The following is a 12,423-nucleotide window of genomic DNA, read 5'->3' as shown; positions in this document are numbered from 1 at the left end:
GGAACTTCATAGCGCTACCCCCTCCGCTTTCGGTTGCGGACTAACCGGGCTAAAGCAGCCCGTCATGGCGCTGAAGTAGACATCCTGCAGGTTCGGCTCCGCTGGCTCAAAGCCGATGCCCGGCCGGTCCGGGCTGTACACGTGCACCAGGGTGCGGCCACTCAGAAGTTTGGCCGAAATAACCCGGTGCTCCTGCTCCAGGGCCGGCAGGGCCCGTTTATCGGTCAGCTTGCGCCAGATGCGGCCCTGCAGGGAGGCCACGGCCTCCAGGGGCTGGGCCTCCAGCAGGATCTGCCCCTGGTTGATGATGGCCATGTTCGTGCACAGCTCCGCGACATCTTCCACGATGTGGGTGGAGAGAATCACCACGCTGTTTTCCCCCAGTTCGCTGAGCAGGTTCAGAAAGCGCACCCGCTCGGCCGGGTCGAGGCCCGCCGTGGGCTCGTCTACAATGAGCAGCCGCGGGTTGCCTAGTAAGGCCACCGCCACGCCAAAGCGCTGCTTCATGCCCCCCGAAAAGCTGCCCAGCTTCTGCTTGCGTTTATCCCAGAGGTTGGTTTGCCTGAGCAAGGCCGCGGTGGTTTCTTTGCGCACGGCCCGGTTGGTGATGCCTTTGAGCACCGCGAAGTAGTCGAGCAGTTCCTCCGCACTGGCTTTGGGGTAGACCCCAAACTCCTGGGGCAGGTAGCCCAGCGTCTGGCGCACCGCTTCCTTCTGGTTTACTACATCGAGGTCGCCCAGCAGCAGCTGCCCTTCGTCAGGCTCCTGCAGGGTGGCAAGCGTGCGCATGAGGGTTGATTTGCCGGCCCCGTTTGGTCCCAGGAGCCCGAACATGCCCGGGGCAATGTCCAAGGAAACATTATGTAGGGCCTGCACGCCATTCGCATACCTTTTTGAAACCTTGCGGATGGTGAGGCCGACGTGTTGATTTTCCATTTCTGCTGAGTTGCTTCGGTTTATTTTGGAAAAGAGAAGCCAAGCCTTGGCCACGGCGGCATTCTCTGGTTCGGGGCGAAGCAATCATGAGCGAGTCGAATCGCGAAACCTGATATGCTGTTGCGGGGAAGTACTCGACCAAGGAAGGCTTTGCTGCCGTGAAAGCACTGGCAGGCTTCTTTTCCCCACCCGTAGATTGGCGTGAGCAGCTGGTCGAGCAGGTAACCCGGGCCACCCCCGGAAATCCCACCTTTGTGGTATGGAGCGCGTCAAAAGAATCTTCTGGCTGATTCACCTGTCCGTCTGGGTGTTGTTCACCTCGTTGGTGATACTGCAACTCAAAAGTGAAACCGATGCCCACTGGCCTAGCACCACGGCGGGATTCATCGCCACCTGTCTGTATGTTTTTTACATGCATTTCTACCTGCTGACGCAGTATTCCGGCAGCAGAAAAGGTCGAGGCTACTGGCTTAGGCTGGGGGGAATCGCGCTGAGCGCGCCGCTGCCTTTTCTGCTTTTCCACCACAAACAGCTAGATTTCGGGGACTATTCGATGAACCTGGTCACGACTGTACCCATTTTTCTTTTCCTGAGCTGGCTGGCCCGGGTCACCGAAAATCTGGTACTCAATACGATCCGGAAAGAACAGCTGGAGAAGCAGGCCGTGGAGGCTGAACTCACCTACCTGAAGTCGCAGATCAACCCGCACTTCCTGTTCAATACCCTCAACAACATCCACACGCTGGTGTACAAGCAGGCCCCGGCCGCCCCGGAAGCCGTCATGCACCTGGCTTCGTTGATGCGCTACATGATTTATGAGTCCAATGCCGCCACGGTTCCCCTGGCCCGGGAGATGGCGTATGTGCGGGATTACATCAGCCTGCAGCAGCTCCGGTACAAAAACAGCCCCGTCGTCGACCTGCTGCTGGAAGGGGAGACCACTTCCTGCTACATTGCCCCCCTGCTGTTCGTGCACCTGCTGGAAAACGCCTATAAACACAGCCCCGCCCGGCTGGCACCCGGTGACCTGAAAGTCAGGGTAGGATTCCAGCAAGACACCCTGACCTTCAGCGTGCAGAACCCAATCGGCCCAGGTGCGGTGGCGGCGTTGGAGGAGCCCGGGGGCATCGGGCTGCCCAACGTCCAAAAAAGGCTGTCTCTGCTTTATCCGGGCCAGCATACGCTAAGCATTCAGAACACCGGCGAAACCTTTACCGTCCAGCTTACCATCCACGGTCTTCACCTCCAGGCACATGAAAGCAACGCTCACCTGCTACATCATTGAGGATGAGTACCTGGCCCAGGAAATCCTGGAAGAATACATCGGCAAGGTCTCGTTCCTGGAGTTGAAAGGGACTTTCGTCAGCCCCCTGGAGGCGGCGGCCCAGTTAAAGAAAGACCAGCCCGACCTGCTGTTTCTGGACATTAACATGCCGGACCTGGACGGGCTCAGCTTCATTCCGATGCTGAACCCCAAACCGATGATTATTTTAACCACGGCCTACGACCAGTATGCACTCAAGGCTTATGACCTGGAGGTGAGGGACTACCTGTTGAAGCCCTTTACGTTCGAGCGGTTTTACCAGGGCGTGCTCCGGCTCTATCAGCAGCAAAGCTTCCCGCAACCGCGGGAAAAGAACGAAGCCAAAGCAGAAGCCCGGAATGAGCCGGAGTATATTTTTCTCAAGGTGGGCCACCGCATCCAGAAAGTAGCAACCCGCGATATTCTCTTCGTGGAAGGCATGAAAGATTATCTGCGGATTCATACCACGGAAGACCGGATTATGACGCTGTTGAGCTTTGCCAAACTCGAAGAGCTGCTGCCTGCCCCGGACTTTGCCCGCGTGCACCGGTCCTTTCTGGTCGCTTTGGATAAAATTGACCATATCGAGAAAAACCGGATTCAGATCGCCGACCAGGTTATCCCCGTCAGTGACACCTACGCGGAGGCGTTTTATAAGATGCTGAAAGGCCTGTGAGTTCAGGCAGTCCGGGCTACAGCTAATCGGCCTGGCCTCCGGTAGGGCGGCCATGGCCAACCCGACGCCAACCCGCAAGCCTGCCTCCGCAGAGGTTGTACCGCCTACCCCCCTGAAGCCCGGCAGCGGGCAACGTAATTTTTACACTTGCTGAATGAGTGCTGCACCGTATCTTTCTACGGCTCATCTAGCCAGGCACCCGGCTGCCCAGGTGCTCAGCGCGTCCTACCTCCCGCTTTTTCACTTCCTGTCACCCATCGTACTGCATGAGAAGCATTTATCCCTCAGCGGCCGCTGTGCTGCTTAGCGCGCAAGCCTTTGCCCAGACCCCGCTCAAGACTCTGCCTTACCCGCAGACGAAAAAGGTGGATACCGTGACCACCTACTTCGGCACCAAGGTAGCCGACCCCTACCGCTGGCTCGAAAACGACCAGGCCGACGACACCAAGTCGTGGGTGCAGGAGGAAAACAAGGTGACCCAGCATTACCTGGCCCAGATCCCCTTCCGCGAAGCCATCCGCAAGCGCCTCGAAACGCTGTGGAACTACGAGAAATACGGCGCTCCTTTCAAAGAGGGTAAGTATACCTACTTCACGAAGAACACGGGTCTGCAAAGCCAGTCGGTCATGTACCGGCAGGTGGGTGCGGGCACGCCCGAGGTGTTCCTCGACCCCAACCTGTTTTCCAAGGACGGTACCACCTCCCTGGCCGGCATCAACTTCACCAAGGACGGCAGCCTGGCCGCCTACCAGATTTCGGAAGGCGGCTCCGACTGGCGTAAGGTGATTGTGATGAAGGCGTCGGATAAAGCCCTGGTCGGCGACACGCTCAAGGACGTGAAGTTCTCGGGCCTGGCCTGGAAGGGCAACGACGGCTTCTACTACAGCTCCTACGACAAGCCCAAGGCGGGCAGCCAGCTGGCCGGAAAAACCCAGATTCACAAGCTGTTCTACCACAAGCTGGGCACCCCCCAGAGCACCGACCAGCTGGTGTTCGGCGGGGAGAAGACGCCCCGCCGCTACATCGGGGCGTCCCTGACCGAGGATGAGCGCTTCCTGGTTATCACCGGCGCCAACACCACCTCCGGCAACGAGCTCTACATCCAGGACCTGAGCAAGCCGGGCAGCCCCATTGTGCAGGTCGTGGACAATGAGAAAAGCGAGGTGAGCGTGCTCGACAACGTGGGCAGCAAGCTCTACCTCGAAACCAACCTGAACGCGCCCAACGGCCGCGTGGTAACCGTGGATGCCGCCAACCCCAAGCCCGCCAACTGGAAAGATCTGATTCCGGAAAGCAAAAATGTATTGCGCGCCACCACCGGCGGCGGCAAGATCTTCGCCAACTACCTGAAGGACGCCACCTCCCTGATTGAGCAGTACGACATGAGCGGCAAAAAGGAGCGCAGCATCACGCTGCCCTCGGTGGGCTCGGCCGGCGGCTTTGGCACCAAGAAGGAGGAAAAGGAAACCTACTACACCTTCACCTCCTACATCTACCCGCCCACCATCTTCAAGTACGACATTGCCTCGGGCAAATCGACGGTGTACAAGAAGGCCGGCGTGCAGTTCGACCCCACCAAGTTTGAGTCCAAGCAGGTGTTCTACAACTCCAAGGACGGCACCAGAATCCCGATGATCATCACCTACAAAAAAGGCCTGGTGATGAACGGCAAAAACCCCACACTACTCTACGCTTACGGCGGCTTTAATTCCAGCGTAACGCCCAGCTTCGGTACCAGCACCATTGTTCTGCTCGAAAACGGCGGCGTCTATGCCGTGCCCAACATCCGGGGCGGGGGCGAGTACGGCGAGAAGTGGCACGTGGCCGGCACCAAGCTGCAGAAGCAGAACGTGTTCGACGACTACATTGCCGCCGCCGAGTACCTGACGAAAAACAACTACACCTCGAAAGACTACCTGGCAATTTCGGGCGCCTCCAACGGCGGACTGCTGGTGGGGGCCACCATGGCCCAGCGCCCCGAGCTGTTTAAAGTGGCCTTCCCGGCCGTGGGCGTGATGGACATGCTGCGCTACAACCAGTTCACGGCCGGCGCCGGCTGGGCCTACGACTACGGCACGGCCCAGGACAGCAAGGAGATGTTCGACTACCTCTACAAGTACTCGCCCTACCACGCCCTGAAGCCGGCGGCTTATCCCGCTACCATGGTGACCACCGCCGACCACGATGACCGGGTGGTACCGGCGCACTCTTTCAAGTTTGCCTCTAAGCTCCAGGAGTCGCAGAAAGGCAGTGCGCCCGTGCTGATCCGGGTGGAAACCAAGGCCGGTCACGGCTCGGGCCGCTCCACGGCTCAGGTGATCAGTGAGCAGGCCGATAAATGGTCATTCATGTTCCAGAACATGAACCTGACGCCCTATCAGAACAACTAGCCCACTTCGGGCTTAACATGGCAAACGCCTGCCGGCTCCTGGGAGCCGGCAGGCGTTTTTCTTTGGAGGCGATGAACTAGTGGCCTACGGAATGCCGCGCCGACTGGCCTAGGGCCTACTTTACCACGAGGCTGCCGCGCAGCATACCCATGCCGCAGGTGAAGGTAAACGTGCCCGCCTGCTGGGGCAGCAGCTCTACCAGGGTGGTTTTGAAAGCGGGCAGGTCGCGGCGGATGCTAAAGTCGGGCAGGAGCAGCTCCTCGGAGCAGGTGTTTTCCTCGTCGCGGTAGAAGCTCAGCTGCACGGGCTTGCCGCGCTCCACCTCAATCACGTCAGGCGAGTAGCCCCCCTTGACGGTGATATCGACCTGCTGCACCCCACTTGAGGAGGACACGGCGCTGGCAGTCTGCCGGGCCGAGAAAAAGAAGTACCAGATGACGAAGGCCGCCAGGCCCAGGCCCGTGAGGGTCACAATGATTTCGGCGGTATCCATGGCGTTAGGGTTTAGCGGGGGAGAAGGCGCGCAGGCGCAGCGAGTTGGTCAGCACCGACACCGAGCTCAGGGCCATGGCCCCCGCGGCCAGCATGGGGGAGAGGGTGATGCCCAGGAAAGGGTACAGCAGCCCGGCCGCCACGGGTATGCCCAGGGTGTTGTAGATAAAGGCGAAAAACAAATTCTGGCGGATGGTGCGGATGGTCTGACGGGAAAGCTCAATGGCCGTGACCACGCCGTGCAGGTCGGAGCGCATGAGCGTGATGCCGGCCGCTTCCATGGCTACGTCGGTGCCGCCGCCCATGGCCAGGCCAATGTCGGCCTGGGCCAGGGCGGGCGCGTCGTTGATGCCGTCGCCCACCATGGCCACGATGCGGCCCTCGGCCTGCAGCTCCTTCACCTTGCCGGCCTTACCGCTGGGCAGCACCTCGGCGAAGTAGCGCGTGATGCCGACCTGGCCCGCCACCTGGGCGGCCGTCTCGGGGTTGTCGCCGGTCATCATCACCACCTCCATGCCCATGGCCTGCAGCCGCTTGATGGCGGCGGCCGAAGTATCCCGCACGGTGTCGGCCACCCCGAGCAGGCCCGCCACCTGCCCTGCCACGGCAATGTAGAGCACGGTTTTGGCCTGGGCCAGCAGCTCATCGGCCTGCCGGCGCACGGCCGGGGAAAGGCTGATGCCGGCCTCCTCGAGCAGGCGGAAGTTGCCGATGAGCACAGCCTGCCCGTTCACGACTGCCTCCGCTCCCTTGCCCTCCAGGGCCCGAAAGCCGGTAGCGGAAAACGCGGCGGCGCCCTGGGCCTCGGCGTAGCGCACCACGGCTTCGGCCAGGGGGTGCTCCGATTGCCGCTCCACGGCAGCCACCAGCTGCAGGAGCGAGCCGGCGTCCTGGCCCGGGGCCGGCACAAAGTCCGTCACGGCGGGCTCCCCGCGGGTGATGGTACCGGTTTTGTCGAGCAGCACGGTATTCACCTGGCCCGCCTTTTCCAGGGCCTCGGCGTTGCGGATCAGCACGCCGTGCTCGGCGCCCTTGCCGGTGCTGACCATGATGGCCGTGGGCGTGGCCAGCCCCAGGGCGCAGGGGCAGGCGATGATGAGCACGGCCACGAAGTTGACCAACGCCAGCGGCAGGCGGCTTTCCACGGGGGCCAGGTCAAACCAGAGCACGAAGGTGAGCAGGGCAATGACCACCACCGTGGGCACAAAGATGGCACTGACCTTATCAGCGAGCCGCTGAATGGGGGCGCGGCTGCCCTGGGCGTCCTCCACCAGCTTGACAATCTGGGAGAGCATGGTATCAGCCCCCACCTTGGTCACGCGGAAGCGGAAGGAGCCGGTTTTATTCAGGGTGGCCCCAAAGACCGGGTCGCCGGCCTTCTTCTCGACCGGCAAACTTTCACCCGTGAGCATGGCCTCATCCACGGCCGAGTGGCCTTCCTCGATAACGCCATCCGTCGCCACCTTCTCGCCGGGGCGCACCACCACCACGTCGCCGAGCTGCACCTGCTCAATGGGCACGTCCACTTCCTGGCCGCCGGGGCGCACCACGCGGGCGGTTTTGGCCTGCAGGCCCATCAGGGCCTTGATGGCGGCGGAGGTCTGCGTTTTGGCGCGCAGCTCCAGCACCTTGCCCAGCAGAATCAGGGCGATGATGGTGGCCGTCGTGTCGTAGTAGACCTCCGGCATAATACCCTGGCGCATAAACCAGCCCGGTACCACTGTCGCGGCCACGCTGTAAAGAAACGCCGCCCCCGTGCCCACGGTAATAAGGGTGTCCATGTTGGCGGCCCGGTGCTTGAAGCCGTTCCAGGCCGAAGAGTAGAACTCCCGGCCGCTGTAGGCCACTACCGGCAGCGTGAGCACCAGCAGGCCGTAGTTCAGCCCCTGCATGTTGACGCGCTGCATCATCGCGGGCCAGAGCATGAGCATGCTCAGGGGCATAATGAGCGCGGCCAGCCCGGCCGCCACCCAGAAGCGGCGCTTGAGCTTGTCGTAGGCCCTGGCTTTCTGCTCGTCGATTTCCGCCTGCCGGTCCGCCGCACTCGTGTCGGGGGCCCGCTCCATGACGCCGTAGCCGGCGCCGATGACCGCCGCTTTGAGGCTGGCCGGGGAGGCCTGGGCGGGCTCGTACTCGATGGTAGCTTTTTCGGTGGCGAAATTGACCACGGCCCGCTGCACGCCCGGCGTGCGGGACAAGGACTTTTCGACGAAGGATGCGCACGATGCGCACGTCATGCCTTCAATGTCGAGGGTTTCGGTTTTAGTGGTTGGTTCCATAGCATAAGAGGGAGGTAATCGCGCGGCTAGGCCAGATGGGAGCCCCCAGACAGGCCTAGCATTTTCCCTATGCAAAGGAAACACCGAACCGGCCCCGACTTGGTACGAAATCCTTCCGAAATCATGCATGATTTACCCCTCAGCCCTCTGCTAGGCCTTGGTCTCTCGGCAGCATTTACTCTTCGGTTACTTTGGCGTAAGCCGTGCCTTTGTGCCTCTACAGGCCATAGGTCACCGTCAGATAATACAGACCGCCCACGCTTGGGCCGCCCAGGTAGGACACGTAGTACCGGTTGAGCACATTGCTGGCGCCCATCTTCAGGCGCACCTGGGCAGCGGGGATTTGGCAGCTTAGCTGGGCATCCAGCGTGCTGTAGGCCGGTACGTCGCCACTGACCAGAAAGGTCTGGGAGAAGTAGCTGACCTGGTGGCGGAAGTTCAGGCCGAAGCCGAAGTGGTGCCAGACATTCTCGTTGCCCAGGCTCAGGTTGTAGGCCCAGCGTGGGGTGTTGAAGCCGTCTTCCAGTCCGTCCCCATTCTCGGTGCGGTTCAGGCGCGTGTACGTTGCATTGATGCCGGCCTGGTAGTCGTGCCCCGCATCGTAGCGTAGGCCCGCGGAGCCGCCCAGGTTGGTTACCTGGCTCTGCGAATTGGTCCAGAGCCGGTAGCGGGCCTGCCCGGCACGCGCGTTGAGGGTTGTGGCCACGGTGTTCAGGTCCGTGCCGGCGGGTAGGGCGGCGCCATCCGTGGAGAGGGGCACGTAGGCCTCTACCTGGGCAATGAAGTCGCGGTAGGCGTTGTAGTAGAAATCAACGTCCATCAGCAGGCGGCCCGCCGTCCCGAGGGCCGATTTGTAGCCCACTTCCAGGGACTGAATATGCTCGGGCCGGAGGTAGGTATAGGGATTCCTGACGAGCTGACCTTGGTTGGCCCGAATAGCTGCCTGCCGCTTCTGCGCCGTGCTTTGGGTCGAAGTGTTGGCATTCACGCTGGCCGTAACGGCCGCGTTAAAGGCATCAATGCTGCTGCGCAGGTAGCTGTTTTCAAACACCCCGTCCGACATTACCCGCAGCCCGCCAATGCGCTTCACCTGCCCGCTGTTCACGTTAGAAAACCCCTCAAACAAGCTCGGGAAACGGTAGCCGCTTTGGTAGCTCAGGCGGAAGTTCTGGCGCGGGGTAGGCGAGTAAACTGCCGTGAAGCGGGGGTTGAGTTTGGCGCCGAAGTAGTCGTTCTTATCCACGCGCAGCGTGGCGGTCAGGCGTAGCTTTTCCTGCCATAAGCGCCCACCGGCCTGCACAAAGCCTCCCGTTTTGGAATAGGTAAGGTTGTCTTGCAGTGGGTCCTGACCCTGTGCGGGGTTGATGAAATAGTTGCCATCGGGCACCACGAGGTAGGTGCGGTGGTCGAGGCCGGTGAGCAGGCTGAGTCCCGCGGGCAGGGGGTGGCCGCCGCGCCGAAGCAGCTCGGCCAGGTTTACCTGCGCCTCCCCGTGCACCAGGCTGGCCCGCACGCGCAGAGCCGCGCCCTGGTCCCAGTTGTTGATGTCCTGCAGCTTGCTCAGCCGCTGGTTGTAGGCCTCGGTGCCGGGCACTAATCGGCCGGCATCGGCGGCCGTGCGGGCACTGGCCAAGGCCTGAGCAGGGTTTTGGCCGGCGGAAGCAGATGCGTTCCAGGCCGAGGTGAAGTCGGTGTACCACTGCGCATCGGGCTTAAAGCTCCGGTCCAGGTTTTCTCCCATCGAGCGCAGGTTGTAACTCTGGCCGGTGTTCTCGGCCGTGAGGTAGGCCCGCGCCTGCACCACGGGCGTGGTCAGGGTCAGGGCGTGCTGCTGCAGGCGGTAATTTTGCAGACGGAAGCGGTTGGAGCGCTGGTACACGTTGTCGAAGCCCGCCACGCGGTAGGTGTAAGCCAGTTCCACCCCCGGCCGGAAGCGGTAGTGCACGGCGGCATCGGCCTTGAGCAGGCGGATGGTGTAATCCACCAGGTCGCGCTCGTCATAGCCCGTGCGGGCCACGGCATACTGCTTGCCGCCTAGCGTAAGCGTGCTGCGGTTGGATGATTCGTTGCCGTAGCGGTTTACGGGGTCGGCGGCCGGATTCAGGGGGCCCACCAGGCCAGTCGTGCTATTGCCCCGGGGGTTGAGGTCAGTTTGGTCGTTGGCCACCCAATCGTAGGCCCGTAAATACGTACCGTTCACCTTGACGGCCAGCTTGTCAGCCACCAGCACTTTCGCGTAGCGCACACTGGTTTCCGAGTAAGGCTGCGCGGTTGGGGGCCCGCTCCTCCGGGGTTCGATGTTTGAGTCGTTGAGGTGGTTGACGCCCGTTTGCTGGCGCAGACTTACGCCCTCCGATAGAAATGGGCTGCGGGTGGTGAAATTCGCCAGGCCATTGATGGCGTTCAACCCGTAGAGTGCGGCCGCGGTGCCGGGCACAATTTCTACGCCGGCAATATCCAGGTCGCTTGGGCCCAGCACATTGCCGATGGGCCCGCCGATGTGGGGGGCCTGGTTGTCGACCCCATCCACGAGCTGGGCAAACCGGACGTTGGTGGTATTCGTGAATCCGCGGGCATTAATCACCCGAAAGCCCAGGCTCGGCGAAATCACCTGCACGCCCTTGACGTGCTCAATGGCGTCAAAAAACGATGGGGCAGGAGTCAGGCGAATGGCGCGGGCGTTGAGCTTCTCCACCGTTACCGGCGACTGCAGAAAGCTTTCCTCCACCCGCGAGGCCGAAACCACTACCTCCGTCAGGCCCGAGCGCAACGTGTCGGCGGGGGGCTGCTGTCGCCGGCCCGTGCCGGTTTGCGCCAGGGCCGGGCCCGCCAGGCCGACGACAGCCGTGGCACTCATTGCCACAGCCCGGAAGGCGCGGGGTGTTTTCTTCATCGGGAAACGGTTTCGGTCCGGGAGGCCCGGAGCTGAAAGGGTAGTTGTATACGTAGGCGCTGCAGGGTTATATTTTGCCAAACATAACGATTGGCACAGGCAAATGTTTTTATCGTTTGGCTATTGCTAGGAATGAAGCCGCGCGGTTTCGTCGGCCATAAACTGCGCGAACCGGTCTTGCACGGCCTGAAATTCGGCCAGAGCCTGCTGGCCTGCCGGGGTAAGAATGGCGCCTCCCCCGTGGGAGCCCCCGGTCTGGGTGCTTACCAGCGGGTTGCGGGCTTGAGCATTCATGGAGCTGACCAGGTCCCAGGCTCTTTTGTAGGACATGTTCATGGCCTGCGCTGCTTTGGAAATGGAGCCCAGGGCCGCAATGTGCCCCAACAGCTCCAGCCGCCCGATGCCCATAAACCGGTCTTGGGGCCCTTGCAGCCAGAGGCGCCCCTCGAAGTGAAATGGAATACCGGGGGGCAGCAGGTCTTTCATAAGCAAGGCAGGCAATGGCCGAAGGGCTTGGGTTCAACCTGTAAAATAACGGATTCTACTGGTCCCTCTGCTACCCGGGACGCATGGAGAAGCGTTTGCGACTCCCTCGCATATGAATCGGAATAAGACTGGTTCGGCAGCAAAAACAAGTCAAGGAAGCATCCTTGCCCGGGCAAGTATTTTGACTGAACGGCAACGGACTACCTTTACCCCGATGACTTTTCCGCTTCGCCTCGCCCTGGTTTTACTTCTGCTCTCTCTGGGCATGGCCTACAGTGCGCGGGCCGGCAAGCTTACCACTGCCGGAGTCTCGACCGGTGGCCTACTGGGCCTGCTTATCTTCCTGGGAAGCGGCTTTATGGGGGTAGGCCTATTGGCTTTGTTTTTTGGACTGGGCTCGGCGGCCTCCGCCTGGAAAGTACGGGACAAGCGGCGCCTCGGGCTGGCGGAAGCCAACAAGGGGCGCCGTACGGCCGGGCAGGTGCTGGCCAATGCGGGCGTGGCCGGAGCGCTGGGATTTATAGGCTGGCAGTGGCCCGCGTATGCCCCGCTGGCCCAGCTGATGCTGGCCGGCAGCTTTGCCGCCGCCACCGCCGACACCTTATCCTCGGAATTGGGCAACATTTACGGCCGCCGGTACTACAACATTCTTACCGGGCGCCCCGATGAGCGGGGCCTGAACGGAGTCGTTAGTCTGGAGGGCACCCTGCTAGGCCTGGCGGGCAGCGCTGTAGTGGCGGGCGCCTACTGTACTGCCGCAGGCTGGAGCCCGGCCTTCTGGTGGCTATTGGTGGGCGGCACGGCGGGTAACCTGGCCGATTCGCTGCTCGGAGCCACGCTGGAGCGGCGGCATGTACTCTCCAATAATGCTGTCAATTTCCTGAACACGCTTGTCGGGGCCGGTACGGCGGCGGGCCTGGCGGCTTTGGCTGAGTTAGTGTAGGGTTATATCCGGCCGCGTACGTTGG

The 12,423-nt window shown here is 61.7% G+C and carries 9 protein-coding genes; 4 read left to right on the top strand and 5 right to left on the bottom strand.

What is annotated here, in order from left to right; genetic code table 11:
- Positions 1-6 precede the first annotated feature (6 nt).
- Positions 7-936, bottom strand: coding sequence for an ABC transporter ATP-binding protein (locus CFT68_RS21215; protein WP_088845689.1), 930 nt, complete (start codon positions 934-936; stop codon positions 7-9).
- Positions 937-1,195: 259 nt separating this feature from the next.
- On the opposite strand from CFT68_RS21215, the gene CFT68_RS21210 reads away from it, so the two are divergent.
- The 3 genes from CFT68_RS21210 to CFT68_RS21200 all read left to right on the top strand — a co-directional run bounded on the left by CFT68_RS21210 (position 1,196) and on the right by CFT68_RS21200 (position 5,305).
- Positions 1,196-2,221, top strand: coding sequence for a sensor histidine kinase (locus tag CFT68_RS21210; RefSeq protein WP_088845688.1), 1,026 nt, complete (start codon positions 1,196-1,198; stop codon positions 2,219-2,221).
- Positions 2,190-2,915: a LytR/AlgR family response regulator transcription factor gene (locus CFT68_RS21205; protein ID WP_088845687.1), complete on the top strand. Its 726-nt coding sequence runs from the start codon at positions 2,190-2,192 to the stop codon at positions 2,913-2,915. The genes CFT68_RS21210 and CFT68_RS21205 overlap by 32 nt, the downstream gene beginning before the upstream one ends.
- A gap of 266 nt (positions 2,916-3,181) precedes the next feature.
- On the top strand, positions 3,182-5,305 hold the full coding sequence (locus CFT68_RS21200) for a prolyl oligopeptidase family serine peptidase (RefSeq protein ID WP_088845686.1): 2,124 nt from the start codon (positions 3,182-3,184) through the stop codon (positions 5,303-5,305).
- A gap of 115 nt (positions 5,306-5,420) precedes the next feature.
- Here the strand turns inward: CFT68_RS21200 and CFT68_RS21195 are convergent, their stop codons facing one another.
- The 4 genes from CFT68_RS21195 to CFT68_RS21180 all read right to left on the bottom strand — a co-directional run bounded on the left by CFT68_RS21195 (position 5,421) and on the right by CFT68_RS21180 (position 11,455).
- Complete coding sequence (locus CFT68_RS21195; protein ID WP_088845685.1) at positions 5,421-5,798, bottom strand: cupredoxin domain-containing protein; 378 nt, start codon at positions 5,796-5,798, stop codon at positions 5,421-5,423.
- Between the two features lie 4 nt (positions 5,799-5,802).
- On the bottom strand, positions 5,803-8,076 hold the full coding sequence (locus CFT68_RS21190) for a heavy metal translocating P-type ATPase (protein WP_088845684.1): 2,274 nt from the start codon (positions 8,074-8,076) through the stop codon (positions 5,803-5,805).
- A 217-nt stretch (positions 8,077-8,293) separates the two neighbouring features.
- A complete protein-coding gene (locus tag CFT68_RS21185) occupies positions 8,294-10,969 on the bottom strand; it encodes a TonB-dependent receptor plug domain-containing protein (protein ID WP_212590455.1) in 2,676 nt (891 codons plus the stop codon).
- Positions 10,970-11,095: 126 nt separating this feature from the next.
- Entirely contained in the window at positions 11,096-11,455 is a 360-nt protein-coding gene (locus tag CFT68_RS21180; RefSeq protein WP_088845683.1) for a winged helix-turn-helix domain-containing protein, read from the bottom strand.
- Between the two features lie 214 nt (positions 11,456-11,669).
- On the opposite strand from CFT68_RS21180, the gene CFT68_RS21175 reads away from it, so the two are divergent.
- A complete protein-coding gene (locus tag CFT68_RS21175) occupies positions 11,670-12,398 on the top strand; it encodes a DUF92 domain-containing protein (RefSeq protein WP_088845682.1) in 729 nt (242 codons plus the stop codon).
- The last annotated feature ends 25 nt before the right edge of the window (positions 12,399-12,423 follow it).

The sequence above is a fragment of the Hymenobacter gelipurpurascens genome, assembly GCF_900187375.1.
Lineage (GTDB): Bacteria > Bacteroidota > Bacteroidia > Cytophagales > Hymenobacteraceae > Hymenobacter > Hymenobacter gelipurpurascens.
The sequence above is the reverse complement of the archived record's forward strand: the minus strand, read 5'-3'. Positions and strand labels throughout refer to the sequence as shown.

Coding starts and splice junctions, on each gene's coding strand:
- CFT68_RS21195 (WP_088845685.1), bottom strand. CDS start 5,798: ATGGATACCGCCGAAATCATTGTGACCCTCACGGGCCTGGGCCTGGCG.
- CFT68_RS21175 (WP_088845682.1), top strand. CDS start 11,670: ATGACTTTTCCGCTTCGCCTCGCCCTGGTTTTACTTCTGCTCTCTCTG.
- CFT68_RS21200 (WP_088845686.1), top strand. CDS start 3,182: ATGAGAAGCATTTATCCCTCAGCGGCCGCTGTGCTGCTTAGCGCGCAA.
- CFT68_RS21180 (WP_088845683.1), bottom strand. CDS start 11,455: ATGAAAGACCTGCTGCCCCCCGGTATTCCATTTCACTTCGAGGGGCGC.
- CFT68_RS21215 (WP_088845689.1), bottom strand. CDS start 936: ATGGAAAATCAACACGTCGGCCTCACCATCCGCAAGGTTTCAAAAAGG.
- CFT68_RS21210 (WP_088845688.1), top strand. CDS start 1,196: ATGGAGCGCGTCAAAAGAATCTTCTGGCTGATTCACCTGTCCGTCTGG.
- CFT68_RS21185 (WP_212590455.1), bottom strand. CDS start 10,969: ATGAAGAAAACACCCCGCGCCTTCCGGGCTGTGGCAATGAGTGCCACG.
- CFT68_RS21205 (WP_088845687.1), top strand. CDS start 2,190: ATGAAAGCAACGCTCACCTGCTACATCATTGAGGATGAGTACCTGGCC.
- CFT68_RS21190 (WP_088845684.1), bottom strand. CDS start 8,076: ATGGAACCAACCACTAAAACCGAAACCCTCGACATTGAAGGCATGACG.